Here is a 25110-nt window from a genome sequence, read left to right as displayed (position 1 = left end):
ACTAAGCGCCGGCCAGACGTGCCGGAAGCACCATGCCGTAACGATACGCGTGAAAAAAGGAGAAGTGGGGCCTCTATGGTACCTTCGCCGCTCAATCCTGTTCCGATGTTCCGCGATCTCAACCTTGATAAACGCCTGCTCCGGGCGCTCGACGACCTGGGTTATACCACGCCGACCCCCATCCAGGAGAAGGTATTCTCCGTTGCCATGAGCGGCGCCGACGTATGCGGCATCGCGCAGACCGGCACGGGAAAGACGCTGGCCTACCTGCTGCCGCTGCTCAACCAGTGGAAATACAACAAGGCCCGCGAGCCGCAGATACTCGTGCTTGTTCCAACCCGCGAGCTCGTGCAGCAGGTGGTGGACGTCGTGACAAGCCTCTCCGTATACCTCGGTGCCACCGTAGCCGGCTTGTACGGCGGCGTCAACATCAACACACAGCGCCTGCAGTTCGCCGACGGTGCCGATGTGCTCGTGGCCACGCCCGGGCGCTTTTACGACCTCGCGGTGACCGGCGCCTTCAAGGTGCGTTCGATCCGGAAGCTCGTGATCGACGAGGTGGACGAGATGCTCAACCTCGGCTTCCGCGCCCAGCTCCGCAACATCTTCGACCTCCTGCCCGAGCGGCGCCAGAACCTGCTGTTCTCGGCCACGCTGATCCCCGAGGTGGAGTCGCTGTTTTCCGAATACTTCGACCGCCTCGAGCGCGTGGAAGCGGCGCCCGCGGGCACGCCCGTGGAGCAGGTGACCCAGATTGCCTACGAGCTGCCCAACTTCCATTCGAAAGTGAGCTTCCTGCAGTGGCTGCTCCGCGAGGACCCCTCGCTGCAGCGGATCGTAGTGTTCACTGCCTCGAAGAAGCAGGCCGACGAGCTCGCGGCCCTGCTCGAGCCGGGGTTGCCGGGCGAGGTGGGCGTTATCCATTCCAACAAAGACCAGAATGCGCGCTTTCTGACGGTGCGCCGCTTCCAGGCCGGCGAGCTGCGGGTGCTCGTGGCCACCGACATCGTAGCGCGCGGTATCGATATCAGCGGCGTGTCGCACGTCGTCAACTTCGACCTGCCCGAGGCTCCGGAGCACTATATCCACCGCATCGGGCGCACGGGCCGCGCCGGTGAGCGGGGTATCGCTGTCAGCCTGCTGACACCCTTCCAGGCCGACCGTCGCAAGGAGCTCGAGGAGTTCCTGGGCCGCCCGCTCGACATCACGGAACTTCCCGAAGGCGTTCCGCTTTCCGACATCCTAATTGATGAAGAGCAGCCGAAGGTGCACATGAAAGAGCTGTCGATGAAGCTTCCGCCGAAAGAGGAGCGGGGCCCGGCCTTCCACGAGAAAAAGGCCAAGAACCGCAAGGTCAATACCGTCATCCCGCGCAAGGAGCGGATGATGGCCAAGTACGGCAAGCCGATCAAGCGCGGCGGCCGCAAGAAATAAGATCGGCGTTACCTTGCACGCATGTCATCCAACGACCCGCTACACGGCAAGACCCTCGAGGCGATCGTCACCGAGCTGCAGGCACGCTACGGCTGGGACGGGCTCGCTGCGCGCATCTCCATCAACTGCTTCCGCAGCGACCCGAGCATCAAGTCGAGCCTGACCTTCCTGCGTAAAACGCCCTGGGCCCGCAAGAAAGTGGAAGAGCTCTACCTGCGGTCCTTTTCTTCCTGATGGTATTGTATTTTTAAATCTGCTATGATGGAAAGTCCCTTCGACATATCCTCGGTATACCGCAACGCCATCGACCCGATGTGGCTCGTGAGCCTGGAGGAAGGGGAGCAGTACGTGTTTCGCTCGATCAATGAAGCGTTTACACAGGTGACCGGTCTTCGCTCCGAGCAGGTGCTGGGCCGCACGATAGAGGAGGTACTCCCGCAAACATCGCATTACCTGGTGCGGGAGAAATACAACCTGGCGATCCGCAGTGGCCGGATCGTGGATTATGTCGAGGAAGCCCGGCACCCCGCGGGTACCAAGTACGGCGAGATCCGCGTGATACCGGTACGCGACAGCGGCGGGAAGATCTCGGGGATCATCGGGATGGCCAATGACATCACGGAAAAGACGATCCTCGGGATGCGCCTTGAAGAAGAGCGCGAGCAGAAGAACCGGCAGATCACGCGGGCCGTTCTCAAGAGCCAGGAAGCCGAGCGGAGCCGCATTGGCCGCGAGCTCCACGACAACGTGAACCAGATACTCACCACCGTCAAGCTCTATGTTGAGTTGTGCGCCTCCGGCGTCGGCGATGCGCGTCATACGCTCGAGAAATGCTCCGCGCTTCTGCAGGAAAGCATTTCAGAGATCCGCACACTGTCGAAGCAGCTGGCGGCCCCCTCGCTCGGCGACATCAGCTTTTCCGATTCACTCAAGGAGCTCGCCGAGTCGTTCAACCAGACGAAGCGGCTCCAGGTGCGTGTCGATTTTTCGATCGGCGATTGCGATTCCATGGACGAAGACCTGCATCTGACGCTATACCGGATTGCGCAGGAGCAGCTCACCAATATTCTCAAGCACGCGCATGCGCACGAGGCGCGGATACTGGTATCCATCGATGCTGACGTGCTGCGGTTCCAGCTCAGTGACGACGGTATCGGCTTCGATGTGTCGTCCGTGAAATCGGGCATCGGCATCACCAACATGAAAAGCCGCGTGAACCTGCTAAACGGCAGCTTCGAGCTGGCCAGTGACTTCGAGCACGGCACGCAGCTGACCGCCACGTTTCCGATCGAGATGAAAGATGGCCGCTGCCGGCCGCGCCTGAGCTGATCGCGCGAGCAGCTCCAGTCTTCCAGCGGTATCGTCGTGAATGGCCCGGGTGATTACCGTCAGCCGCTGCCCGGACACGTATCATTCTTTTGCCGCGGGCGTTTCGGCGACATTCATGGTCAATAGAAGTTCCATGAAAACGATCCTCGCGGCGACCGACCTCAGCCCGGCTTCCCATGCGGCAACCTACCATGCCACCCAGCTCGCGAAAGCACTCGGCGCCCGGGTCCACCTCGTCAATGTATACAACGACCCGCTGCCGCCCGGCACCGAATCGGGCGCCTGGGTGGTGCTCGTGGGTACCCGTGAGCGCGAGCAGGAGGTAGTGATGCGGCAGGAGCTGAAGCGGTTGCGGACCGATGCCGCGATCGAAGTGGATGGCCGCATTGCCGGCGGCGGTACCGAAAGCAGCATCATCGATGAAGCAAAGAAAGTCGGGGCCGACCTCATCGTCATCGGGCGGAAGAAGGAGAAAAGCAACCTCTTCGGAAGCACGGCCACGCACCTGCTCCGGAAAACCGAAACACCCGTGCTCCTCGTGCCCGAAGGACTAGTGTACCAACCGCCGAAGCACATCGTGCTGGCCGTTGATTTTTTGGAGCTGGTATCGCCGCAAACCATCGCGGCGCTGCGCAACATCGTCAGCGTCTTCGATGCGTCCCTGCAGGTCATTCATATAGACAAGAAGGGTGGTGACCTCAACAGCGGCGAAACCGCTGCGAAGCTGCAGCTCGGAGAAGCCCTGGCCTCGCTGGATTATTTCTACGACCGCATTGAAAGCGACGACGTCGAGCGCGGGATCCTTGACTTTGCCGCCAGCCATCCCTGCGAGCTGCTGGTAATGATCCATCACCCGCACGGCCTGTTGCACGAGATGTTTCGCGCGCGGCATACAAAGACCATCAGCGAGGAGATCGCAGTGCCGCTGCTCGTGCTCCGCGGTGGCTGACAAAAATTGCCCGCCCGGGTGCCGGTCAGCTACGTAAATCGAAATTGTTTAAACGCGCAATATGTCTCCGGTTATCGAAAAGAAAAGCCTGCAGCTCAAGGCTGGTCCCGGGCTGCTTCCCGGTGATCTCTGGACGCCACCCGACCCGTTTGCCCTCGTGCTCTTTGCGCACGGCAGCGGGAGCAGCCGGCACAGCGCGCGCAACCAGGCGGTGGCAGCACAGCTCAATACGCAGGGCATGGCCACGCTGCTGTTCGACCTCATGACAGTGGAAGAAGACCTCCAATACCGCAACCGTTTCGACATCGGGATGCTCGCCCGCAGGCTCCGCGAAGCCAGCGACTGGATGACCGGTCAGGCCGCCTGGGCGAATATCCCGATCGGATTCTTCGGCGCCAGTACGGGGGCTGCCGCGGCGCTCATGGCTGCTGCCGAATGGCCGAGCGTTGGCGCCATCGTATCGCGCGGCGGAAGACCCGACCTGGCGGGCGCGTCATTACCGCGGGTAACGGCACCTACGCTTTTGATTGTCGGTAGCCTCGACGAGGATGTGCTGACGCTCAACGAGGCCGCGTTGCAGCAACTCACTTGTGAAAAGAAACTCGAGATCGTGCCGGGAGCCAGCCATCTCTTCGAGGAAGGCGACACGCTCGGGCAGGTGGCCGCACTTGCTGCGGGCTGGTTCTCGGATCACCTGCGCCGGTTGTAACCAATAAAACGAAAACTATGTTTGAGAACCGAACAGAGGCAGGCCGGCTGCTGGCCCGTGAGCTGGGCTTCCTGCGGAAACAGCAGGGCGTGATCCTCGCCGTTCCGCGCGGCGGCGTGCCCGTAGCTTACGAGGTAGCTACGGCGCTGCAGTGGCCGATGGAGCTGATGCTGGTGAAGAAGATCGGGCATCCCAACAACAAGGAATATGCGATCGGCGCCGTAAGTCTTACCGACAGCATGGTCATTCCGCACGAGTCGGTCAGCGACGCGTATATCGACCGCGAGATCCTTGCGGTGCGTAACCGTCTGCAAGAGATGAAGCGCAAATTCATGGGCGACCGCGAGCCCCGGGACCTGAAGGGGCGCACGGTGCTTGTGATCGACGACGGCGTCGCCACGGGCAACACGCTGCTGGCGCTGCTGCGCACGCTCCGGAAGGCCGAGCCCGCCAAGCTGCTGATCGCCGCGCCCGTGGCCTCGCAGGAGGCTTTTGAAAAGCTCCAGCGCGAAGCCGACGAGCTCTTCGTGCTGGATGTACCCGAGTATTTCCGGGGTGTCGGTGCTTTCTACCAGGAGTTCACGCAGGTTTCCGATGAAACCGTGCAGCACTACCTCGACGACCTGAAGGCGCATGCCCTCGCGTAGCGGTGCGCAGCTTTGCGCCCCGGCCGCCGTCAACCTATGACCATGAACAACGAGTCGTCCCAGCAACCCGGCCAGAACAATACCCGAAAGCCAAAGCATCGCGGGCGGCTCCTGCTGTACTACGGCATCATCGCGGCAACCTTACTCGTATTGTATTTATTCGGGTCGGGCTCGGAGGCGCCGAAGCAAAGCAGCCTGAACGAGCTGTCGGACCTGCTCCAGCGCGGGGCCGTAGCCAGGATAGAAGTAGTCAACAAGGAGCGGGCGCTTGTGTACCTGCGCGCCGGCTATGCCGACAGTGTTGCCGCGAAAAGCAGCGCAAAGAAGAGCGATCGAAACGCTGCATCGTCGGGACCACAGTACGAGCTGACGATCGGCTCGGTGGAATCGCTCGAGCGCCGGATCGACGAGATCCAGAAAAGCCGCCCGGCCGCCGAGCGCGTGGAGCTCATTTACCTGCACCGGGATGATACCTTCTGGTCGATCTTCAACTGGATCCTTCCCCTCGGACTGATGCTATTGGCATGGCGCTTTCTCATCCGCGGCGCTGCGGCCGGGCAGGAAAAGTCCTGGTTTGGTTTCAACAAATCGGGTGCGGCACGTGTGGATGGAACCACCGGTGTCAAGGTCACCTTCGATGATGTGGCCGGGCTCGAGGAGGCGGAAACGGAGGTGCGGGAGATCGTCGATTTCCTGAAAAGTCCCGGGCGCTTTACGCAGCTCGGCGCTAAGATCCCCAAGGGCGTGATCCTCGTAGGACCGCCGGGCACGGGCAAGACGCTGCTGGCGCGGGCCGTCGCGGGTGAGGCCGGGGTTCCGTTCTTCTCGATGTCGGGATCGGAATTCGTGGAGATGTTCGTGGGCGTGGGCGCCTCGCGGGTGCGCGACCTTTTCCGCCTCGCCAAGCAAAGCACCCCGAGCATTGTTTTCATCGATGAGATCGATGCCATCGGTCGCTCGCGCGGCAAGAGCGCCCTGTACACGGGTTCCAACGACGAGCGCGAAAGCACCCTTAACCAGCTGCTCAAGGAGATGGATGGCTTTGAGTCGAACAGCGGCGTCATCGTGCTCGCGGCCACCAACCGTGCCGACATGCTCGATCCCGCGCTGCTGCGGCCGGGGCGCTTCGACCGGCATATCTACCTGGAGCTGCCCAACCGCAGCGAGCGCGAAGCGATCTTTCACGTGCACCTTCGTCCGCTGAAGTACGATAGCGCGATCGATGTCGCTACCCTTGCCGCGCAAACACCTGGCTTCTCTGGCGCCGATATCGCCAACGTCTGTAACGAAGCCGCACTCATCGCAGCACGCAAGAAACGCGACATCATTTCGGGAACCGAGTTCGCCGAGGCGATCGACCGCATCGTTGCCGGACTCGAGAAAAAAAGCAAGGTCATCTCGGGAAATGAAAAGCGCGTGATCGCCTACCACGAAGCGGGCCACGCCGTAGTGGGCTGGTTCCTCCCGCATATCGACCCGCTCATCAAGGTGTCGATCATTCCGCGCGGGCGCTCACTGGGCGCGGCTTTCTACCTTCCCGAAGAGCGGCAGCTGCATACGGCCACCGAGTTTCGCGAGCATCTGTGTGCCGCCCTTGGCGGACGCGCCGCCGAAGAACTGGTGTTCGGTGAGCCAACCTCCGGTGCGCTCGATGACCTTGAAAAAGTAACCCGCGAAGCCTACACGATGATCGCTTTCCTTGGCTTCAGCAAGCGCGTTGGCACCCTCAGCTTTTACGATTCAACGGGGCAGCACGAAAACAGCTTCACCCGTCCTTACAGTGAAGACACCGCGAAGATGATCGACGACGAAGTGCGGCTCCTGCTGGGCGAAGCCTACCGCAACGCAAGCGAGCTCGCGCGGCAGCACCGGGAAGCACTCGACCGGCTTGCCGGGCTCCTGCTGCAGAAGGAAACCGTCTACCGCGAAGAGCTGGAGGCGGTGCTCGGCAAACGACCGCTGCCGGCGGGTGGCCCGGCTGGCTGAACGACTGACCGGCATTAGCGGGCTTGTTTGATGACGCTCATTGCGGGCGGCCTTTCCCGTTGCTTCATTTGCACATGCCCCGCGACAACTTCGAATCCATCCGCCAGCTGTACGAGCTGGCGACAGATCTTCACTGGTCCTGGAATCATGCCACCGACAAGATCTGGCAGGAGCTTGACCCGGTGCTCTGGAACCTCACGCACAACCCGCTGGTGGTGCTGCAAACCGCCGCCGAAGATCACATCAGCGCTGTGCTGAAAGACCCGATCGTGCGCACAACGATCCGCGAGCTGTCGGAACAGCAGCGGCAGCGATCACACGCGCCCGCCTGGTTTCAGCACCAGCACCCCGGACATGATCTTTCGGTTGCCTACTTCAGCATGGAATACATGCTCAGCGAGGCGCTCCCGATCTACTCGGGTGGACTCGGCAATGTTTCGGGCGACCTGTTGAAGACCGCCAGTGATCTTGCTGTGCCGATGGTTGCCGTGGGGCTCCTGTACCAGCAAGGTTATTCGCGCCAGGTAATTGCTCCCGATGGCACGCAGCGCTACGTGGCGCCCTTCAACGATCCCGGGCAGCTGCCGGTAACGCCCCTGCGCAGTGCCGACGGCCGCTGGCTGCGCATCGAGCTCGCGCTCCCCGGCACGACGCTGTGGCTGCGGAGCTGGCGCGTTCGCGTGGGCCGCACGGAGTTGCTGCTGCTCGACAGCAACGATGCCGCCAACCTGCCGGCGCACCGCGGACTTACCAGTGATCTTTATGGCGACGACCCTGAGCGGCGGCTGGCGCAGCAGCTTATTCTTGGCATCGGTGGCTGGCGTCTCCTGAAGGCGCTCGGCCGGCGCCCGCAGGTATGCCACCTCAATGAAAGCCATACGGCTTTTGTGGTGCTGGAGCGCGCAGCCGATTTCATGAAGGAGCAGCAGGTACCCTTCACAACGGCGCTGCTCGCAACGCGCAGCGGCACCGTCTTTACCACGCATACCGCCGTGGGCGCGGGCTTCGACCGCTACCCGCGCGCACTGCTCGGGAAATACCTGGCGCCCTATTGCGCCGGCGCGCTGGGAATTTCCTTTGATGAACTGATGGAGTTGGGCTGCGAGGATCCCACAGGCAGCCCTGACAGCTTCAACACGGCCACGCTGGCCTTTCGCGGCAGCGGGCGCGTCAACGCCGTGAGCCGTCTTCATGCCGAAGTAAGCCGCGCGCTCTTTGCCCCCTTGTTTCCGCGCTGGCCGCTCGATGAGGTGCCGCTCGGTCATGTCACCAACGGTGTTCATGTGCCCACCTGGGATTCTCCGGAGGCCGACGACCTCTGGACCGAGGCCTGCGGCAAAGACCGCTGGCTCGGCAAGCTCGGCGCACTGGGCGCAGAGATATTGCACCTGCCCGGTGAACGCATCTGGGCCCTGCGAACCGAAAAGGCAGGCCGCTTCATCAATGAGCTGCGTGAACGCTTCACGCGGCAGCTGGCCATCTCGGGCGGCGCTGAGCCGGGCTCCTCCCTGTTCGATCCATCCTGCCTGACCATCGGCTTCGCGCGCCGCTTTGTTGCCTACAAGCGCCCGGGGTTGCTGTTGTCGGACCCGGAGCGCCTCAAGCGGTTGCTGCTGGACGCGGAGCGCCCGGTACAGCTCGTTATCGCAGGGAAGGCGCATCCCAGCGATTTGCAGGCGCTGGCGGTGATCCAGGACTGGGTGACGTTTATCCGCGATAACGGTTTGCAGCAGCGTGTTGTGTTCCTGGCCGATTACGATATGCGGCTCACCGAGCTGCTGGTGCAGGGTGTGGACCTTTGGATCAACACGCCGCGGCGACCCTGGGAAGCCTGTGGCACGAGCGGGATGAAGGTGCTGGTTAATGGCGGTCTTAACCTGTCGGAGCTCGATGGCTGGTGGGACGAAGCCTACCGCGACGACTGCGGCTGGACCTTCGGCGACCGCTTGCCCTGGCGCAGCGATGCCGAGCACGACCAGAACGATGCGAACCGTATTTACGAGGTGCTCGAGCGCGAGGTCGTTCCGCTTTTTTATACACGCAACGGCAGCAACGTGCCGGAGGGCTGGGTGCGGAAGATGAAGGCAAGCATGGCCCGGCTTACGCCGTGCTTCTCATCGGTGCGTGCGCTGCAGGAATATGTTTCGGATTATTACCTGCCTGCCGACAGCGCTGTCCGGGCGCGTACCGCCGCCGCTGCGACGGCCTGCAACGAATGGCTGACGGCAATGCGTGCGCGCTGGCCCGGTCTCCGCTTCGGTGCAACGACATTCGAGGCAACGGCTGATGATTACAGCGTCTCCATCGAGGTGTACCTGAACAGTATTTCTACAGCCGATATCCGCGTGGAATTATATGCGGAGCCCCTGGAAGGATCGGGACCCTTCCGCCGGGCGATGGAACTGCGGGGCCCCGCTTCGGGCGCCGGCCCTGCGCTGTATGCCGGCACTGTTCCTGCCACGCGGCCGGCATCGGATTATACGGCGCGGATCATCCCGGTACATTCCGCACTGTCGCTGCCGCTCGAGTGCCCGCTCATCCTCTGGCAGCGGTAGCGCTGGCGCCAAACACTGACGCCTGTCAGTATTCCGCGACGCGAACCGTCATCATTATTGGAAAGGCGTCGTGTTAGGTTTACAGCAGTCTAAAACCAACAACCTTGTTAGGCCGAATGAATCCTGAAGAAATCGAATCCTTCCTGCGAACGCAGCTCGTCGGCAGGATCGGCTGTCATGCCGATGGGATCACCTACGTGGTGCCGATCAGCTACACCTACGATGGCTCCTACATTTACTGCCACAGCGCGCCCGGGCGAAAGATCGACATGATGCGGAAGAACCCGAATATCTGCTTCCAGACCGATGAGTTCACCGAGCTCGCGAACTGGAAAAGCGTGATCGCGCAGGGTGTGTTCGAGGAGATTACCAGCGATACGGAAGTGCACGCCGCAGTACATGCGCTCGTGAACCGCTACCTTCCCATCGTGTCGAGCGAAACGATGCACCTGGGCCGTCTATGGCCCTTCGAGCCGGCATCCGACGAAGCGATCGAAGGCATCCTCTTCCGCATTTCGCTGACGGAGAAAAGCGGCTGCTTCGAGAGCGACAGCCAGTCGCCCTGCATGGTTGGATGACCCTTCAACACAACATCTTATGGCTGCCACCGTCTCCGAATATTATATCCACGAAATCGCCGACTGGCGCGCCCTCATCGGGTTTTACCTCGAGGAGATCGAAGAGGCGGAGGTGCTGCTCGAGGAAGTACTCGAGCTCAATACTGTGCCGAACCTGGCAGAAACTACCGAAATCCATTTGCGTACCCTCACGGCGGCGCGCGAAAGCCTGCTGCTGCGGAAGCGGCAGATCGACCAGCTGGAGCCTTCGCTTTATGAAAAGGATATTCCCGTCGACAACGATCATCTCCAGCCCGCACTAGTCGACCGGATGAAGGCCCTTCGCAAGGAGCTGTTCAGCAGTGAGCGCGAATACCTGGAGAAGAAATATTTGTGCGATGACTTTCTCGCCGACACCATTGTGATTCAAAACCGGATCGGTGGCAACAAGAAGCCGGATGCCTGATGCGATGCCTGCTGCTTACAGCAGGATCTCCGCGTCGTACATGCCCCGCGTTACGACGCGTCCAATCTGATTCTGGCGTTCGAGGCACTGCGTGTCTTTATGCGGGATGTCTTCCCAATAAAAGGGGCCGCGGCGGAAGATGCGGATGCTGACGCCGCAAAGCTGGCGCAGGTTGTCTTCGAGGGAGGCGACCGTAGTTTTACGGTCGATGTCGAGCTCGGCGGCAAATTCGCGTCCTCCCAGTTGCCCCAGCGGCAGGTCGGGCGAAGGCGCTGCAGGCTTGCCGGGCGGGGACGGTACTTCCTGCAGCGAAACCTGCGGCTGCAGGTAGGGATAGTACTTGCGGAAGATGCGCCGCAGCTCGGAGAGCCGCATGCGGGAGTCGATGGAGAGTTTCATACAGCAATAGTTTAAGAGGGTGAGCTGGTCCAAAAAATCCGTGGCGAAGGTACCCGGGGCAGGTAGCGGCAGCCATGACACCCGTCAGTGCCGGGGGCTGATACTTTACAGGCCCGGCGGGCGCCCGCGCCCTGACAAGCATCAGCAAAAATGGCCGAAGCGGTCAGTAATCGGGTGACCCGAATGATCGCACTTTACAAAAAGTCTTTCCCATGAAAAAGGTTCTCTTGCTTTTCGACGGGCTCAATTTCAGCGAAGAAACCATCGCGTTTGTGCGGCACCTGCACCTGCTCTCGCCGGTGCTTGCCACGGGCTTCTTTGCGCCCGTGGTATCGCTGGCCAACGTATGGAGCTACGCGGCTGCCGGTGAAACAAGCGCCGCCATCCCGCCACTGCTCGAGGAAGAAGAGGAGCAGCAGATGCAGCAGCACAAAAAGCGCTTCGAAGAGCTTTGCCAGGCGAGCCGCATCCCGTACCGCGTGCACGAGGCCGTCAACGACCTGGCCCTGCCCGCGCTGCGCCACGAAAGCCGCTTTGCCGACCTGCTCGTTATGAGCGGTGAAGCTTTTTACAACGGCATCCTCTTCGCACGGCCCTCGCATTACCTGCGGCAGGCGCTGCACGATACGGAGTGCCCGGTGCTGGTACTTCCCAACAAGGCAGAACTCCCCGCGAGCGTGCTCGTGGCCTACGACGGAAGCCGCGAGTCGGTGTACGCGCTGAAGCAGTTTGCCTACCTGTTCCCGGAGCTGGCGCGTATGCCCACGACGATCGTTCATGCCGCGAAGGGATCGGACAAAGCAATACCGGAAGCCGCACTGATCGAAGAGCTCGCCGGCGTGCATTTTAAAAACGCGACCTACCAGCAGCTTGCCGGCACCAACCGCGAAGAGCTGCGCACCTGGATGGAAAACCGGCACGACACACTGCTGGTTGCGGGCTCCTTTTCGCGCAACTGGCTGTCGGAGCTTTTCCGCAACAGCTTCTGCGGCGACCTTATCCAAAGCCACCGCCTGCCTGTATTCATCGCGCACCGCTAGCCGCGAACGCGGGCAGCCTTCACAAACGTGGCCGCATGAAATCATCCAACGCGCAAACACACAATACCGGCCGGCACCCGGCTGCGGGCAGCAGCGACGAAGCCTTGCTGCTGCTCGACCCGCAGGGTGTCATCACGGCATGGAGCGGAAGCGCCGCGCAGCTCGGCGCGGAGGAACTGGCCGGGCGCCCATACACCGACCTTTTTGAAACCCGCGCCGGTCGTCCGTCGGCATGGCTTGACGCCGCCGCTACTGCAGGAAAGTACAGCGGCAGCGGCCGTTGCCGCCGCCCTGCCGGGAGCAGCTTCCGCGCGTGGGTTACCCTCACTGCGCTGCAGCAAACGGGCGGCGCCGCCGGCGGTTACAGCCTTTCCATCCGCGAGGAAAACAACAGCGACGAACCCGGTGCCGCGAGTGAGCGGCTCTCCCGCGAGCTGGAGCAGCAGCTGCAGCGCTCGCGGTCGGAAATCGAGGACTACAAGCAGGCCCTCGACGCTTCGTCGATCGTTGCGATCACCGACCAGCGCGGGATCATCAGGTTTGTCAATGAAAATTTCTGCGCGATATCCGGTTACAGCCGCGAGGAGCTCATCGGGCAGGATCATCGCCTTATCAACTCGGGCTTTCATTCACGCGATTTTATCCGCGGACTCTGGCGGAGCATCGCACAGGGAAAGGTGTGGCGCGGTGAGCTGAAGAACCGAGCGAAGGATGGAAGCTACTACTGGGTCGATACGACCATTGTGCCTTTCCTGGATGAAAAGCGTAAGCCGTACCAGTACGTTTCGATCCGCTACGACATCACGCAGCGCAAGAACACCGAGAAGGAATTCCAGGAGGTGAATGAGCAGCTGGAGCAGCTGGTGCGCGAGCGCACACTTGAGCTGACGGCTTCGCTGGAGCGCGAAAAGGCGCTGAACAACATGAAGTCGCAGTTCGTGTCGATGGCCTCGCACGAGTTCCGCACGCCCCTGAGCACCATCCTGTCGAGCATCGGCCTGCTCGAACTGTACCAGGGGCCCGACCAGGAGGCGAAGCGCGCCAAGCATCTCGAAAAGATCAAGTCGGCGGTGTTCGACCTCACCGGCATCCTCGATGACTTCCTTTCGCTCGACCGCTTGGAGAACAGCCGCGTGTCGATCCATGCGTCGCGGTTCGACCTGAGCGAATTCCTCCGTGACCTTCTCGAGGAAATGAGCTTTCTCGCGCAAAAGAAAAATCAATATATGCACCTCATTTACGAGGGCGACGAGTGGGTGTGGCAGGACCGCAAGATCCTCCGCAACATCCTGCTTAACCTGCTGTCGAATGCGCTCAAATATTCGCCGCCCGAGACGAGCGTGTGGCTGCGTGCCACCGTGCGCAACGATTCGATGACCTTGTCGGTGAAAGACGAGGGCATCGGGATTCCCGAGGCTGCGAAGCCGCTCCTGTTCGGGATGTTCTACCGGGCCGAAAACGCGGCGCATATACAGGGTACGGGGCTTGGGCTCAACATTGTGCGCCGCTATGTGCGGCTGCTGCGGGGCCACATCGATTTTGTAAGCAGCGAGCGGGAGGGCACCGAGTTTCGTGTGCGACTGCCGCTTTCGAAGGAGACATAACCAAAACCAGCGGCGCGACTGACCGCACTCATAGTTGTGGCCGCATTCATCCACGAAGTTTATACCAATGAAAAAGATCCTGATCATCGAAGACAACCCTGAGATCCGGGAGAACACGGCCGAACTACTCAGCATGCACCAGTATGATGTGCTGATGGCAGCCAACGGGCACGAGGGCTACCGGATGGCCCGCGAGGCACAACCCGACCTGGTGCTCTGCGACATCATGATGCCCGGAACGGGCGGCCAGCATTTCCTGGAGATGTCGCGGGCAGACAGCCGCACGCTGTTCATCCCCGTCGTGTTCTTCTCCGCCGGCACGGCCGGAGTGGAGCTCCAGCAAAGTCTCAGCAGCAAAGCACAGGGCTTTCTGAAAAAGCCTTTCTCGTCGGCCGAGCTGCTGACCATCGTAGGACGTACGCTGAGTTCGCGCAGCTAAGCGCGGTTGTATGCGCTTCAACTTTCTTCAAAGCTGTTCCCGGTAACCATGGCACCCCGTTTGTGCCAGTTTACCTGTCCCACCTGGCGGACGCGCGGCCTTTTCCCGATGGGCTTTTTCCAACAGCAACAATCAACAGAAGAATTAGCAGCAGCAGGATACAAGAGGAAATTTCGTGTGCCGGAAGAATTGTGTCGCGCCCCGGGGGCAACCAACTAAAGAACCAGCTATGAAAAAGATCCTCGTGATCGAAGACAATCCTGATATCCTCGAGAATACGGCCGAACTACTCGAATTATCGCATTACAAAGTGACCACGGCGCGCAACGGCAAGGAGGGTGTCATCGAAGCGTTCCACAGCAGGCCCGACCTGATCATCTGCGACATCATGATGCCGGAGCTCGATGGCTACGGTGTGCTGCATATGCTCCAGCGCGATGCACAGCTGCAGCAAACGCCGTTCATCTTCCTTACGGCCAAATCAGAGCTGAGCGAGTTGCGCCAGGGCATGTCGCTGGGCGCCGACGATTACATCAGCAAGCCCTTTGATACCGGCGACCTGCTGCGCACCGTTGAAAGCAGGCTCCGGAAGGCCGACCTGCTGCGCAGGGCCAGCGGTACGGGCATCGATGGCGTGAATGAGCTGATCAGCGCCTCGGGTGGCGAGGAAGCGCTTCGCAGCTTCGTCGCAGGACGCCACATCGATCGCTACAAGAAGAAGCAACGCATCTTCTCCGAGGGCAATCACCCGTTGCGCCTGTATTACCTAAAGAAAGGAAAGGTGAAGGTGTACAAGACCAACGAGGAGGGAAAGGAGCTCATTCTGAAGATCGTCAACGAGGGTGAGTTCTTTGGCTACATCGCCTTGCTGGAAAACACGCTCTACCGCGAAAATGCCGACGCCCTTGAAGACGCCGAGGTCGCTGCCATCCCGCGCAGCGAGTTCGAGGAGCTGATACACGTCAACCCGCAGGTTAGCCGCCGCTTTATCCGGCTGCTGGCCCGTGATGTACACAACAAGGAGGAGCAGCTGCTGCGGATCGCGTACAACTCGCTTCGCCGCAAGGTGGCCGACGCCTTGCTTGCCGCCCAGGAGCGCTTCCGGCTGGGCAACGAGGCCGGCCCCATCAGCCTCACGCGCGAAAACCTCGCCTGCATGGCCGGCACCGCCACCGAGTCGCTTATCCGCACCCTCACCGATTTCCGGGCGGAAAAGCTGATCGACATCGACGAGGGCCGCATCACGATCCTGGACCCGGAAGGGCTGTCACGGCTGGTGAACTAGGAGACTGAAGCGCGCATTTGTTTCCGGTGCCTTCGCATGGCGATGGGAGCGGCGCGCACTACGACGCACCGTTGTGACATGGAAAAAGGAAAAGCAAAGCTTCTGTACCAGGACAACGATCAGAATTTTTTCAGGTAGCCGATGCCAATATATTCCCTCAGCTGCGTCCTTGCCCCGTTCGCGTTTTCGCCGAATATTCTTACATCATCATCATAAATCAGGTCGAGGCCAAGATTGAAGGAAAGCCCTTTGAAAACGTCTGCGCTGAGCAGGTTGGTCATATAGACATCAATGTTTTGGGGATTGTGCTTGTAATTGGAAAACAATTCAAGCTTTCCCTTGTAAGTCAGGTTCCTGACCAGATCTTTCATATAGTTGGCATTCAGGTAAGCACCGATCTCGTTGTTGACGGTTTTGCCGAGCGGTACACCGTATACGTTCCCTTGCTGGGTTGGCGTAAGCGGATTCAAGCCGGTAGCTGTAACGATCACCCAGCGGCTCGTGATGGGCGATAGGAACAGGGAGAAATTCTTACTGGGCTTGTAATCGAGTCCGAGCGACAGCAACACGTAGCCGGGCGAGAGGAAGTCGGAAATTTTCGTGGAGGTTGTAGGAGTGGGGTACGTAAAGCCCGGTGCAAACTGTGTCCGGAAATTGAACAGGGCACTGGCGTACCACTTGCTGGTTGGCGTTAGCTGGTAGCCATATTTTGAAGTAAGGTCGATCTTGTCGTCGCTTTTCCGGCTTCCCAGCGACGTGGTTCTGATCAATCCGAAAGCAAGGTCAAGGCTGTTGTCCCAGGCTTTCCGGTCCCTGGCATAAAAGGCATGCAGGTTCAAAAATGCGTTTAGATTCAATTGAAAGTCGTCTCCGCTGGCGGCCCAATTCGAAAGCGACGTTTGCCCGAAGTTGAAATTGAACAGGCCGCCCGTTTTCCATGTTTTCGGGATCGTGTCATTGGCATCTTTAGCGATGGCCTTTGCACTTGCGTTCTTCAGATCCTGTACGGTTTGATCCTGTGCGAAGAGTCTGCTGGCCGCAATGAATACGGGCACAAGCAGGAGTAGCTTTTTCATTGGTTTTGATTTGAGCGTTACGCGGTAAGGGTCAGGAGTGAAGGTAGACAGGTGCCAGTCTGTGGCTTCCGGCCGGGCAATAGTATCTTTTTGAAGCCGGACCTTTGCTAAGCCGCGGAGCTGGCGTTCAAAGCCCAAGTTGGTAGCCAGGGAGAGCCGGGGCTTCGGTTTCATTTACCGCGATTTAGGTACTTCTTCTTAAACTCCCGTATGCCGTTCAACTCAACCGTTAGCAAATTCACAAAACCTTCTATTTTGCAACCGCCCTTAGCCCTTCGGTACACTAGTTGAAGTGTTTTCTGTTAGCCGCCAATCACCCATAACACCAGCAAAAGTGGACCACAATAAGCTCCTTAACCTTGATCTGGATACATTGAAAGATATGTACGCCAATGCCGCCGTAAAGCTGAAAGACGCCCTGCTCGACGGCACTCCCTGGGAATCCGTGCAGGAATACCGGCATGCTGTCACGGAGCTCGAAATTGCCCTGTATAAAAAAGTACGGTTGCCGGACAGCCATCCCGCCGGGAATCAGAACCGTGCGTCGGCGGAACCCGAATTCAACTAGGTCGCCTTGTTGCTCTTGAAGCTGTTGAGTAGAGGGCCAGCGCTTGCGACAATCCCTTACCCGCCAATGTTTATTCAGTGAAGCAGTTTTTTAGGTCTACTTTGTGTGGTAGACGAACCCTTACCATTAGACTGGACCATGCATAAAGTTGTACTAGCCTTTCCGTCACGGGCGGACATGGCTGAATTTATCATTGCCTGCAAAATCGTCCATGTCACTACTGATGTGGAGAATTGCAAGCTTACCGGCACTTTCAGCGGCGACTGCCTTTCCTTCGCCCGCGAGCAGTATGGGGCGACAATCGACGCGGCACCGGATTTCATCGTTCCGGAGTAGCCTGTCAAAATTTTCAACAGCACTTTGAATTGGCACGTTTATCGATTCTTCAGCATTGCTAACTTATCGAAAAACACCTTTTTTGTTCCTTTGCAACGGGTAAAGGGAAAAGACGAATTCCAACAGACTCTCATCTGCCGGTATTGCGCCATCAGGCGAGCGTCTGATGAGAAGGAAGCCCCGCAAAGGGGCTTTTTCGCTGCGCAGCCTTGCCGGTACATTCGAGGCCTGCCTGCGTTGGAATCGTTGTCGGATCGGTTGCTGGTAGTAATGCATTAATGGTCATACGTTATGGAAAAACATAAGATCCTGTGGGTAGACGATGATATTGATGACCTTGATTTGTTTGTACGAATTGTGCGGGAGATAGCCCCTGAAACTGACGTCGACACCGCATCCAATGGCCAGGAGGCGCTGGACTACCTGAACGTTGCGAAGCGGCAGCAGGCAATACCCTGCCTGGTTGTGCTCGACATGAACATGCCGAAGATGAACGGGCGCGATACGCTGGTGGAAATGAAGAAGCAACCCGACTACCAAAATATTCCCGTGATCGTGTTCACCACATCCAGCAGCCCGCTGGATAAAGCGTTCTGCGACAAGTACGGCGTGGAGATGGTCACAAAGCCCCTTTCCGTTGAGAACATACGCACATTGGCGGGGAAGTTTCTCGGGATATGCGGACCCAAATAGTGCGGTGAGCCAGCACGTCGTTCGCATTGATGGTTGCTGAAGATCACCTTGCGAGGAGCCCGCTTGAACTGCCGTCCGCCGGCTGGCGGATAGGAATCCGATGCAGATGCCAAAAGTAAAAGCCCTCTTTCGAGGGCTTTGTACCGAGGAGCAGACTTGAACTGCCAACTTAGTATTTGCAATGGTATCGATACCTTTAGCAGGATTAACCGACCTGCGCCCCTCGGCAAACCTCATGCGAATAACTGCTGTAATCTTGCTGGTTTCTTTGTTCCTGCTGTCTTCGTGTGAGAACGGCCAGAACACCGCCACGCGCAGTGCAGCCATCGTTGCAGACACGACACTTCCGCCGCCGCCCGCCTCGGGGCAAAGCGCGGAAGTTGAGCCAACGAATCTCGCGACGGTGCTTGGCAGTTCTTTCCCGGATTATTCCCTGGAAGACTCGGCAATCGCCGACCTGAATGCGGACGGAACCGCAGATGCCCTCGCCGTGCTGCAAAGTAATTTCAGTTGCGATTCAATCACTGGCCTCCATGATACGCATTGCCGGATGGCGGTCATCCTCACGGGTATGAAAAACGGCGCCTACCGGGTAGCGGCATCCAATACGAACCTGCTCGACTGCACGACCTGCGGAGGCGGTGGTGTAGGTGACCCTTACCGGGGCATCGTCATCAACGGAAATTTTTGCTCCTTCGAACAGCTCTTCGGCGACTGCGATAAGACCCAGGTTATCGTCACCTTCCGGTATGACCCACGCAAGCAGGACTGGGTCCTGCACAAGGTGGGACGGAACGACTACAATTGCCGGGAAGACGGGAAGTCGACATCCGAGGTACGTACCGTGAGAGATTTCGGCCAGGTGCGTTTTCAGGATTACCAATAGGCGGCTGGCTCTTTTGGCGTTATTGTGTTTAAAGTAAAAGCCCTGACATTCTTGTCAGGGCTTTGTACCGAGGAGCAGACTTGAACTGCCGACCTTCGGGTTATGAATCCGATGCTCTAACCAGCTGAGCTACCTCGGCATTCCCGCGCGATGCCAGGGCAGGCGCGGAAAGGGTTGCAAAAATAAGGCGCCTCGTGTAAAAATGCAAGAACTTTCTTTTTCAGCCCGCTCCCTGACGGGCCGGGGCGCCGCCACTGATGGTGGTCAGCGGGGAGGCGGAGGCGGCTCCCGAGTTTTGCACAAAACGTTGCCATGATCGTGACCCTCACGCTGAACCCGGCGCTGGACCTCTCGTTCCGCGTGCCGCAGCTGCTGCCGGAAAAAAAGCTGCGCGGCAGCGGCCTCCGCGTTGATGCGGGTGGCGGCGGGATCAATGTGAGCCGCGCCGTACACATCCTCGGCGGCAGCACCCTGGCGCTGTTTCCCTCCGGTGGCTGCAGCGGGCAGCGCCTCCGCGAGGAGCTGCAAAAAGCCGGAATCCCCGTCCGCAGCGTGGAGAGCAGCGCCGAAACAAGGGAAAGCGTTTCGGTGCTTTCGGAGGACGACGGCCAGCAGTACCGCTTCGTACTGCCCGGCGAGCCGCTCGAGCCCGAGGTGCTGGAACAGCTGCTGGCTACCGACCTTCCGCCCGAGACGACGGCCCTGATCATCAGCGGGAGCATGCCGCCCCGGCTGCCCGGAGGCTACCTGCGGCGCTGGGTGCTGAAGGCCCGCAAGGCCGGCATCCGGGTGCTGGGCGATTCTTCCGGCGAGGCGTTGGAGGAATTGCTCGGGGCCGGCATCTACCTGCTCAAACCAAGCCTGCGGGAACTCGCCGCGCTGAGCGACAATCCCTCGCTCACGGCCGCCGATGTGGAGCAGGTGGCAAAAGACCTTATCGCCCGCTACAACGTCTCGGCTTTTGTCGTTTCGCTGGGCGCGGCGGGCGCATTACTCGTCAGCCGCAACGAAACGCAGCACTTTGCCGCGCCCCCGCTTCAGGTAAAAAGCAGCGCCGGCGCGGGCGACAGCCTGCTTGCAGGCCTCGCCTGGAAGCTCGGTACCAGCGCCAACCTTTCGGATGCCGTTGCGTTCGGCGTTGCCTGCGGGTCGGCCGCCACGCAGCATGAAGGCACACAACTGTTCACGCGCCCCGACGTGGAATCCTGCTACCAGTGGGTGCTCCGCAACCGGCCCCTGCCCGCCTAGCCGACGCCGTCACCCGGACTTAAAAGTTTGTGGCCGCCGTCGACGAATCGCGCGCGGCGGCTGCTTTTTCTTTCTGTCTCCGCGCTTCCTGCTTCCGGAAATATCCGCGCAGCAGGAAATTGTGCTGCAGCGCGATCATGGATTGCTCGAAGGCCGACGTTCCTTTCTCGAGGTTGACCAGCGTTTTCGCGAGGTTGTCGGCGAGCGCCTTGTCGTTGAGGAGCACCGGCACCGTGCCCTTGCCGCTCCGCACCTGCTGGTGTACCGTTGCCGCGAGGGCCTGCGTTTCGCCAAGAAGCGTATCGGCGCGGATCATCAGCAGCTGCAGCTTTTCCTCGGCGGCCTGGAGACCGGCGGCAAAGCTCGTATCGGTAAGCAGCGCCCCCAGCGAGCCGCGGCCGGCTCTGAGGCCGCCACTCACGGCGTGCAGATCGGCCATGAGGCCTTGCAGGTGCCCGGCGGCCGCATCGACCCTTTCCACCGAGTGCCGCAGGCCCGCCGGCAGCGATTCGTCGCCCAGCAGCTTCCAGAGCCCGTTGCTTTCATTGATCCGCGCCGTGGTAAGCCGGATCGCTTTGGCGGAAGCGGAAACGTCGGCAACGGTTGCCGACAGCACAGAGAGGATGGCATCGGCGTCGGCGCTGCCCCGGCCGTGCAGAATGTAGCCCGGGTGCACCGGCGCGCCCGCCGGCTGGGCCGGCTGCAGGTTCAGCAGCTTGTTGCCCATCAACCCATCGGTGCCGATGGAGGCGACGCAGTTTTCGCGGATATACCGTTGCAGCGACGTTTTGACCAGCATCGTTACTTCCACCGTGCTGTCGTTAAGCACGATCACCTGCTTCACCGTGCCGGCATCGATACCAAGGTAGCGCACGTTGTTGCCCGCGGTGAGCCCGCTGGCATCCGGGAAATGCGCCTTCAGCAGGAACGTGTGGCCAAAGAGATTTTTCTTCTTCCCGATCATATACAGCATGAGGATGAGGAAGGCGAGTCCCGCAAGAACGAAGGCACCGAGTTTTACTGTATCGTATTTGCGGGCTGTCATGCTATTCAAAGAATTGTTTGACGAGTTTGTCGGCAGATCGCTCGAGCTCTGCGTAGCTTCCCTGCGCATGGCACCTCCCGTCCGCGAGCACCGCGGTGCGGTCGGAGGTGAGGCGGATGCAGCGAAGGTCGTGCGAGATGATGAGGGCGGCGGTGCCGTACTTGTTGCGGATCGCAACGATAAGGTCGCTGATCTCGCGTGCTGTTACGGGGTCGAGGCCGGTGGTCGGCTCATCGTACAGGATGATCGACGGCCGCAGGATGAGCGTTCTTGCGAGGGCGACCCGCTTCGACATGCCGCCGGAAAGCTCCGAGGGCATCATGTCGATGGTGTGCGCGAGGCCCACGTTGTTTAGTGCCTCCAGCACGCGCTCCCGCGTTTCGTGCTCGCTCAGCCGCACGCGGTGCCGGCGCAGCGGGAACTCCAGGTTCTCGCGAACGGTCATCGAATCATACAGCGCGTTGCTTTGAAAGAGGAAGCCGATATGCGCGCGGAGATCGTTCATGTCGTCGGCACTGAGCCCGGCGATATCCTCGTCGAGCACTTCGATGCGGCCGCTGTCGGTTTCGATAAGGCCGATGATGCATTTGATCAGCACCGATTTGCCCGAGCCCGAGCGCCCGATCACCGCCACGTTCTCGCCGGCGTGCAGGTCGATGTCGAACCCGTTGAGCACCGCGTTGCTGCCGAACGATTTGTACAAACCACGCACGCGCACAACGGTTGGCGGCCGGTTGGCCGTTTCGCTGCCTGCAGGTATCGCCACGCGTTGTTCCATTCAATTGAGGTTTAACAGGTCGGTCACGAGCACGGAGACAAGGTCGATCACAAACACCGCAACAGATCCCATCACCACCGCCGTATTGGCCGACCGGCCGACGCCCTCCGTTCCCTTCTTCGAATAATAACCCTGGTAGCAGCCGATGATGCCCACGGCAAATCCGAACAGGAAGCTTTTCACGAACGCCGGGATCACATCGCCAAAACTCAATACGTTCATCGCCTGCCGGTAATAAAGCGCGAAGCTGGTGTTGCCGCGAAGGTTGACGCCGATATAGGATCCGTACATGGCTACCACATCGGCCAGCAGCGCCAGCACCGGGAGCATGAGCGTTGCGGCGAGCACCCGTGTAAATACCAGGTATTTGAACGGGTTGGTGCCCGATACTTCCATCGCATCCACCTGCTCGGTAACCCGCATGGAGCCAAGCTCCGCGCCGATGCGGCTCCCGATCTTTCCGGCGAAGATGAGTGCCGTGATCACCGGGCCCAGCTCACGGATAACGGCAACCGAGATCATCGAAGGCAGCTGCGATTCCACGCCGTATTCGACCAGCGAAGGCCGCAGCTGTATCGTCAGCACCAGTCCCATGATAAAGCCGGTGAGACCGATGAGCGGCAGCGACTGGAAACCGATCACGTAGCATTGCCTTACCAGCTCGCGGAACTCGTGACCCCGCTTCACCGACTCCGAGAAAAAGCGACCCGTGAAGGCCGATAGCTCGCCCATCGTCGCCAGGAGGCCCGCCGTTCCCGTTTCATTTTTCATGGCTTCAATTTGCCGTTACCTAGAAGTCCAGTATACCCTCGCGCTCGAAGGAGATCTCCAGCTGGTCGTCGACGCGGGTGACGCCCGGAACCTTCCAGGCGGCGTTGGCAGCGTCTTCCTTTTCGGCAAAGGAGCGCACGCGGCCGCGGAGCGTTACCACGTTGCCGTCGACCGAAATACTGATCTGGTCGGCGTCGATGCTGGCCGAGCGGTGAAAGGCCGCGTCGATCCGTTGCTTCACATCCTGCGGCGTGGCCTTGGGCCGCAGCACAAGCTCGTTGTATACCCAGCGCACGCCCTCAATCGACTCAATGGCCCTGCGCGCCGCCACCCGCTGGTAGTTCCAGTCCACCTCGCCCTCGAGGAATACATTACCCTCCTCCACCTTGACACGGATCTTCTCGTCGGGTACCGAAACATCCCAGCGCAGCGCCTGTACCACGCTTGCGGCGATGTCGGCATCAGTGCGGTTGTTGACCGGCGACACACCGATCTGCAGGTCTTCCGCGATGGCCTTCACACCAAACACCGCCCGCGCAGCCCGCTCGGCGGCGATCTTTCCGGCGTAGGAATCCACCTCGCCTGAAAGGGTCACGATCCCGTTCTTCACCGCTACCCCAATGGAGAAGCGCGACAGGAACGGATCAGCCTTCAGCTGATCCATCACGTCTTTCTGAATTTGCGCATCCGCTTTCATATCTGCTGATTTTTGGTTCGACAATCTGGTTTGTACGGACAAAGCAACCCGAAAAGGCGCCCTCCCGCAATGAGGACGGTCAGGGTTCTCCGGGAACAGCTGTCAGCAAGCGGCTAGCGGTTTTGGAGGAACCTGTTTTTGTGGTACACATCCTGGTAGAAGCAGAGCCTTCCGTCGGGGCGCAGCCAGGCCGTGTTGTAAAAAACCACGATCGGCAGGGGCACTTCCGCGGTGATCGTCTTCGGCGCCGTTGCGCGCAGGCAGCCGATCGCGGTGAGCGTGTCGACCGCCCGTCGCTTGCTGCCCAGCACAAACGCGGCGAGCTCGGTCGGCTTCTCCACGCGCATGCAGCCATGGCTGAAGAAGCGCTGCCCCAGCAGGAAGAGGCTTTTGCCCGGCGTGTCGTGGAGGTATACGGTGAAGGGGTTGTAGAAATTGAATTTGATCACGCCGAGCGCATTATCGCAACCGCTTACCTGGCGGAGGACATACGGGAAGTTGCCGGGCCCGAGCACCTTCCAGTCGATCGACCGCGGGTCGAGCACACTTCCCTTCCGGTCGAGCACCTGGTAGTTGCCGGCTTCGAGGAAGGAGCGTTGCTTTTTGATCTCGGGGAGAAGCTCGCGCGTGGCGATCTTGTTGGGCACATTCCAGTAGGGAAAGAGGATCACTTCGGTGATCGTGCCCGAGAGCGTCGGCGTGGGTGTGGCGGGCTTGCCGGCGATAACCTTCGAATACAGCAGGCTGTCGGATCCTTCGTACAGCACGAAGCTGGCTGCGGCGATATTGAGTGCCAGCACGCGGCCCCGGCGCTTCAGGCCCTCGAGCCAGCGCAGTGTGTTGAGCGAGGCGGAGAGCTCGGTTTCGCGGCGCGCCAACGGCACGTTGAGCACCTCGAGAAAGAGCGTGGACGGCTTGCCGCTGTTGAAGAGACCGAACATCCGTTGTGCCTCGGCAATTTTTTTCTCCAGTGTTTTCGGATCGGGCGTGGCCCCCTTCGCAAGGAGCCCAAGTTGCTGCAGGCGGAGCAGCAGGGGTTTGTTGCCGGCGGAAGCGGCCAGGCTCGTTATGCGTTCCTCGTGAAAGCCGCTGTCTTGCCGCAGTTGCAGCAACCGGCGGAGGGCCGCGAGCAGCGTGTCGTAGGCAGGCAGCCGGGGTGCGAGGCTCTCCGCCAGCTCCAAGAAAGCAGCACGCTGCAGCTGCGCCAGCTGTTGCGTGTCCAGCGAGCGGTCGGGTTTGTAATCGAGGCCGGCATAATCGAGCGGCGGACGCTTGTTGCCGGCCTTGAGGTCGCCGAAGAAATGCAGGGCCGCATCGGTAAGCGCGAGCTCGAGGCGCACCGAATCGGCACGCGTGGCAAGGGGCGCGTTGCGCAGGGCATCGGTTTCATAATCCGAAGGCGAGAGACCCCAGTACGCGGCGCGGGCCAGCATACGACGCAGCGCTTCCTGCCGTCCGGTTTGGAGCCACACCGCTTGGCCCCCGTTGACGCGGTAGAATTGCCCGATGCCCGCGTAGCGCTCGCTTTTCCGGTACGCGGCCAGTTCTTCCGGCAGCAGCAGCTGGGCGCGCGCGGCGGACGTGCAGAGCAAGAGCGTCACCCAAAACAGGTA

The 25110-nt window shown here is 60.2% G+C and carries 26 protein-coding genes and 1 tRNA gene; 19 read left to right on the top strand and 8 right to left on the bottom strand.

All coding sequences use genetic code 11. The features are described from left to right. The first annotated feature begins 105 nt into the window (after positions 1-105). From ACYU7Z_RS07685 to ACYU7Z_RS07640, 10 genes are all read left to right on the top strand, one after another. Positions 106-1434 (top strand): DEAD/DEAH box helicase, encoded by a 1329-nt coding sequence (locus ACYU7Z_RS07685; protein WP_460569033.1) that lies wholly within the window; start codon positions 106-108, stop codon positions 1432-1434. Positions 1435-1455: 21 nt separating this feature from the next. Next, positions 1456-1668 carry a VF530 family protein gene (locus ACYU7Z_RS07680; RefSeq protein ID WP_460569031.1) on the top strand — a complete coding sequence of 71 codons (213 nt, stop codon included), beginning with the start codon at positions 1456-1458 and terminating at the stop codon, positions 1666-1668. A gap of 27 nt (positions 1669-1695) precedes the next feature. After that, entirely contained in the window at positions 1696-2763 is a 1068-nt protein-coding gene (locus tag ACYU7Z_RS07675) for a PAS domain-containing sensor histidine kinase (protein WP_460569029.1), read from the top strand. A gap of 133 nt (positions 2764-2896) precedes the next feature. After that, positions 2897-3712 (top strand): universal stress protein, encoded by an 816-nt coding sequence (locus ACYU7Z_RS07670; RefSeq protein ID WP_460569027.1) that lies wholly within the window; start codon positions 2897-2899, stop codon positions 3710-3712. A gap of 61 nt (positions 3713-3773) precedes the next feature. Next, on the top strand, positions 3774-4421 hold the full coding sequence (locus tag ACYU7Z_RS07665) for a dienelactone hydrolase family protein (RefSeq protein ID WP_460569025.1): 648 nt from the start codon (positions 3774-3776) through the stop codon (positions 4419-4421). A 17-nt stretch (positions 4422-4438) separates the two neighbouring features. Then, positions 4439-5068 carry a phosphoribosyltransferase gene (locus ACYU7Z_RS07660; protein WP_460569023.1) on the top strand — a complete coding sequence of 210 codons (630 nt, stop codon included), beginning with the start codon at positions 4439-4441 and terminating at the stop codon, positions 5066-5068. A 42-nt stretch (positions 5069-5110) separates the two neighbouring features. After that, positions 5111-7054, top strand: coding sequence for an ATP-dependent zinc metalloprotease FtsH (gene ftsH, locus ACYU7Z_RS07655; RefSeq protein ID WP_460569021.1), 1944 nt, complete (start codon positions 5111-5113; stop codon positions 7052-7054). A 74-nt stretch (positions 7055-7128) separates the two neighbouring features. Then, the gene (glgP, locus tag ACYU7Z_RS07650) at positions 7129-9609 is read left to right on the top strand and encodes a glycosyltransferase family protein (protein ID WP_460569019.1); all 2481 of its coding nucleotides are present in this window, start codon (positions 7129-7131) and stop codon (positions 9607-9609) included. A 116-nt stretch (positions 9610-9725) separates the two neighbouring features. Then, positions 9726-10187, top strand: coding sequence for a pyridoxamine 5'-phosphate oxidase family protein (locus tag ACYU7Z_RS07645; protein ID WP_460569017.1), 462 nt, complete (start codon positions 9726-9728; stop codon positions 10185-10187). Between the two features lie 19 nt (positions 10188-10206). Then, positions 10207-10632 carry a hypothetical protein gene (locus ACYU7Z_RS07640; RefSeq protein WP_460569015.1) on the top strand — a complete coding sequence of 142 codons (426 nt, stop codon included), beginning with the start codon at positions 10207-10209 and terminating at the stop codon, positions 10630-10632. 15 nt (positions 10633-10647) lie between these two features. On the opposite strand, the gene ACYU7Z_RS07635 is transcribed toward ACYU7Z_RS07640, so the two are convergent. Further along, positions 10648-11031: a hypothetical protein gene (locus ACYU7Z_RS07635; protein WP_460569013.1), complete on the bottom strand. Its 384-nt coding sequence runs from the start codon at positions 11029-11031 to the stop codon at positions 10648-10650. A gap of 212 nt (positions 11032-11243) precedes the next feature. On the opposite strand from ACYU7Z_RS07635, the gene ACYU7Z_RS07630 reads away from it, so the two are divergent. The 4 genes from ACYU7Z_RS07630 to ACYU7Z_RS07615 all read left to right on the top strand — a co-directional run bounded on the left by ACYU7Z_RS07630 (position 11244) and on the right by ACYU7Z_RS07615 (position 15399). Continuing rightward, positions 11244-12071 carry an adenine nucleotide alpha hydrolase family protein gene (locus tag ACYU7Z_RS07630; RefSeq protein ID WP_460569011.1) on the top strand — a complete coding sequence of 276 codons (828 nt, stop codon included), beginning with the start codon at positions 11244-11246 and terminating at the stop codon, positions 12069-12071. Positions 12072-12106: 35 nt separating this feature from the next. After that, positions 12107-13675, top strand: coding sequence for a sensor histidine kinase (locus tag ACYU7Z_RS07625; protein WP_460569009.1), 1569 nt, complete (start codon positions 12107-12109; stop codon positions 13673-13675). A gap of 67 nt (positions 13676-13742) precedes the next feature. Then, positions 13743-14114, top strand: a complete 372-nt coding sequence (locus ACYU7Z_RS07620; protein WP_460569007.1) for a response regulator — start codon at positions 13743-13745, stop codon at positions 14112-14114. A gap of 229 nt (positions 14115-14343) precedes the next feature. Beyond that, on the top strand, positions 14344-15399 hold the full coding sequence (locus ACYU7Z_RS07615; RefSeq protein WP_460569005.1) for a response regulator: 1056 nt from the start codon (positions 14344-14346) through the stop codon (positions 15397-15399). Between the two features lie 119 nt (positions 15400-15518). On the opposite strand, the gene ACYU7Z_RS07610 is transcribed toward ACYU7Z_RS07615, so the two are convergent. After that, positions 15519-16649, bottom strand: a complete 1131-nt coding sequence (locus ACYU7Z_RS07610) for a DUF3078 domain-containing protein (protein WP_460569003.1) — start codon at positions 16647-16649, stop codon at positions 15519-15521. A 208-nt stretch (positions 16650-16857) separates the two neighbouring features. Between ACYU7Z_RS07610 and ACYU7Z_RS07605 the strand changes: the two genes are divergently transcribed. The 4 genes from ACYU7Z_RS07605 to ACYU7Z_RS07590 all read left to right on the top strand — a co-directional run bounded on the left by ACYU7Z_RS07605 (position 16858) and on the right by ACYU7Z_RS07590 (position 18958). Continuing rightward, entirely contained in the window at positions 16858-17043 is a 186-nt protein-coding gene (locus ACYU7Z_RS07605) for a hypothetical protein (RefSeq protein ID WP_460569001.1), read from the top strand. Between the two features lie 138 nt (positions 17044-17181). Further along, positions 17182-17379, top strand: coding sequence for a hypothetical protein (locus ACYU7Z_RS07600; RefSeq protein WP_460568999.1), 198 nt, complete (start codon positions 17182-17184; stop codon positions 17377-17379). A 291-nt stretch (positions 17380-17670) separates the two neighbouring features. After that, positions 17671-18072, top strand: coding sequence for a response regulator (locus ACYU7Z_RS07595; RefSeq protein WP_460568997.1), 402 nt, complete (start codon positions 17671-17673; stop codon positions 18070-18072). Between the two features lie 268 nt (positions 18073-18340). Beyond that, on the top strand, positions 18341-18958 hold the full coding sequence (locus ACYU7Z_RS07590; RefSeq protein WP_460568995.1) for a hypothetical protein: 618 nt from the start codon (positions 18341-18343) through the stop codon (positions 18956-18958). Between the two features lie 65 nt (positions 18959-19023). On the opposite strand, the gene ACYU7Z_RS07585 is transcribed toward ACYU7Z_RS07590, so the two are convergent. Next, positions 19024-19097, bottom strand: a tRNA-Met gene (locus ACYU7Z_RS07585). 173 nt (positions 19098-19270) lie between these two features. Here ACYU7Z_RS07585 and ACYU7Z_RS07580 point away from each other — a divergent pair. Beyond that, entirely contained in the window at positions 19271-20206 is a 936-nt protein-coding gene (locus ACYU7Z_RS07580; RefSeq protein ID WP_460568993.1) for a 1-phosphofructokinase family hexose kinase, read from the top strand. Positions 20207-20225: 19 nt separating this feature from the next. Here ACYU7Z_RS07580 and ACYU7Z_RS07575 read toward each other — a convergent pair whose 3' ends face one another. The 5 genes from ACYU7Z_RS07575 to ACYU7Z_RS07555 form a co-directional block, all read right to left on the bottom strand. After that, a complete protein-coding gene (locus ACYU7Z_RS07575; RefSeq protein ID WP_460568991.1) occupies positions 20226-21251 on the bottom strand; it encodes an MlaD family protein in 1026 nt (341 codons plus the stop codon). 1 nt (position 21252) lies between these two features. Further along, positions 21253-22029, bottom strand: a complete 777-nt coding sequence (locus ACYU7Z_RS07570) for an ABC transporter ATP-binding protein (protein WP_460568989.1) — start codon at positions 22027-22029, stop codon at positions 21253-21255. Further along, positions 22030-22800, bottom strand: a complete 771-nt coding sequence (locus ACYU7Z_RS07565) for an MlaE family ABC transporter permease (RefSeq protein WP_460568987.1) — start codon at positions 22798-22800, stop codon at positions 22030-22032. Positions 22801-22819: 19 nt separating this feature from the next. Then, positions 22820-23497: a BON domain-containing protein gene (locus tag ACYU7Z_RS07560; protein ID WP_460568985.1), complete on the bottom strand. Its 678-nt coding sequence runs from the start codon at positions 23495-23497 to the stop codon at positions 22820-22822. A 113-nt stretch (positions 23498-23610) separates the two neighbouring features. Beyond that, positions 23611-25098 (bottom strand): L,D-transpeptidase scaffold domain-containing protein, encoded by a 1488-nt coding sequence (locus tag ACYU7Z_RS07555; protein WP_460568983.1) that lies wholly within the window; start codon positions 25096-25098, stop codon positions 23611-23613. Positions 25099-25110: the final 12 nt, after the last annotated feature.

It is taken from the genome of Flaviaestuariibacter terrae (genome assembly GCF_054777635.1).
The sequence above is the reverse complement of the archived record's forward strand: the minus strand, read 5'-3'. Positions and strand labels throughout refer to the sequence as shown.

What these genes read in the sequence shown, in the direction of transcription:
- ACYU7Z_RS07685 (WP_460569033.1), top strand. Translation starts at nt 106, where the DNA reads ATGTTCCGCGATCTCAACCTTGATAAACGCCTGCTCCGGGCGCTCGAC.
- ACYU7Z_RS07680 (WP_460569031.1), top strand. Translation starts at nt 1,456, where the DNA reads ATGTCATCCAACGACCCGCTACACGGCAAGACCCTCGAGGCGATCGTC.
- ACYU7Z_RS07675 (WP_460569029.1), top strand. Translation starts at nt 1,696, where the DNA reads ATGGAAAGTCCCTTCGACATATCCTCGGTATACCGCAACGCCATCGAC.
- ACYU7Z_RS07670 (WP_460569027.1), top strand. Translation starts at nt 2,897, where the DNA reads ATGAAAACGATCCTCGCGGCGACCGACCTCAGCCCGGCTTCCCATGCG.
- ACYU7Z_RS07665 (WP_460569025.1), top strand. Translation starts at nt 3,774, where the DNA reads ATGTCTCCGGTTATCGAAAAGAAAAGCCTGCAGCTCAAGGCTGGTCCC.
- ACYU7Z_RS07660 (WP_460569023.1), top strand. Translation starts at nt 4,439, where the DNA reads ATGTTTGAGAACCGAACAGAGGCAGGCCGGCTGCTGGCCCGTGAGCTG.
- ftsH (WP_460569021.1), top strand. Translation starts at nt 5,111, where the DNA reads ATGAACAACGAGTCGTCCCAGCAACCCGGCCAGAACAATACCCGAAAG.
- glgP (WP_460569019.1), top strand. Translation starts at nt 7,129, where the DNA reads ATGCCCCGCGACAACTTCGAATCCATCCGCCAGCTGTACGAGCTGGCG.
- ACYU7Z_RS07645 (WP_460569017.1), top strand. Translation starts at nt 9,726, where the DNA reads ATGAATCCTGAAGAAATCGAATCCTTCCTGCGAACGCAGCTCGTCGGC.
- ACYU7Z_RS07640 (WP_460569015.1), top strand. Translation starts at nt 10,207, where the DNA reads ATGGCTGCCACCGTCTCCGAATATTATATCCACGAAATCGCCGACTGG.
- ACYU7Z_RS07635 (WP_460569013.1), bottom strand. Translation starts at nt 11,031, where the DNA reads ATGAAACTCTCCATCGACTCCCGCATGCGGCTCTCCGAGCTGCGGCGC.
- ACYU7Z_RS07630 (WP_460569011.1), top strand. Translation starts at nt 11,244, where the DNA reads ATGAAAAAGGTTCTCTTGCTTTTCGACGGGCTCAATTTCAGCGAAGAA.
- ACYU7Z_RS07625 (WP_460569009.1), top strand. Translation starts at nt 12,107, where the DNA reads ATGAAATCATCCAACGCGCAAACACACAATACCGGCCGGCACCCGGCT.
- ACYU7Z_RS07620 (WP_460569007.1), top strand. Translation starts at nt 13,743, where the DNA reads ATGAAAAAGATCCTGATCATCGAAGACAACCCTGAGATCCGGGAGAAC.
- ACYU7Z_RS07615 (WP_460569005.1), top strand. Translation starts at nt 14,344, where the DNA reads ATGAAAAAGATCCTCGTGATCGAAGACAATCCTGATATCCTCGAGAAT.
- ACYU7Z_RS07610 (WP_460569003.1), bottom strand. Translation starts at nt 16,649, where the DNA reads ATGAAACCGAAGCCCCGGCTCTCCCTGGCTACCAACTTGGGCTTTGAA.
- ACYU7Z_RS07605 (WP_460569001.1), top strand. Translation starts at nt 16,858, where the DNA reads ATGTACGCCAATGCCGCCGTAAAGCTGAAAGACGCCCTGCTCGACGGC.
- ACYU7Z_RS07600 (WP_460568999.1), top strand. Translation starts at nt 17,182, where the DNA reads ATGCATAAAGTTGTACTAGCCTTTCCGTCACGGGCGGACATGGCTGAA.
- ACYU7Z_RS07595 (WP_460568997.1), top strand. Translation starts at nt 17,671, where the DNA reads ATGGAAAAACATAAGATCCTGTGGGTAGACGATGATATTGATGACCTT.
- ACYU7Z_RS07580 (WP_460568993.1), top strand. Translation starts at nt 19,271, where the DNA reads ATGATCGTGACCCTCACGCTGAACCCGGCGCTGGACCTCTCGTTCCGC.
- ACYU7Z_RS07575 (WP_460568991.1), bottom strand. Translation starts at nt 21,251, where the DNA reads ATGACAGCCCGCAAATACGATACAGTAAAACTCGGTGCCTTCGTTCTT.
- ACYU7Z_RS07570 (WP_460568989.1), bottom strand. Translation starts at nt 22,029, where the DNA reads ATGGAACAACGCGTGGCGATACCTGCAGGCAGCGAAACGGCCAACCGG.
- ACYU7Z_RS07565 (WP_460568987.1), bottom strand. Translation starts at nt 22,800, where the DNA reads ATGAAAAATGAAACGGGAACGGCGGGCCTCCTGGCGACGATGGGCGAG.
- ACYU7Z_RS07560 (WP_460568985.1), bottom strand. Translation starts at nt 23,497, where the DNA reads ATGAAAGCGGATGCGCAAATTCAGAAAGACGTGATGGATCAGCTGAAG.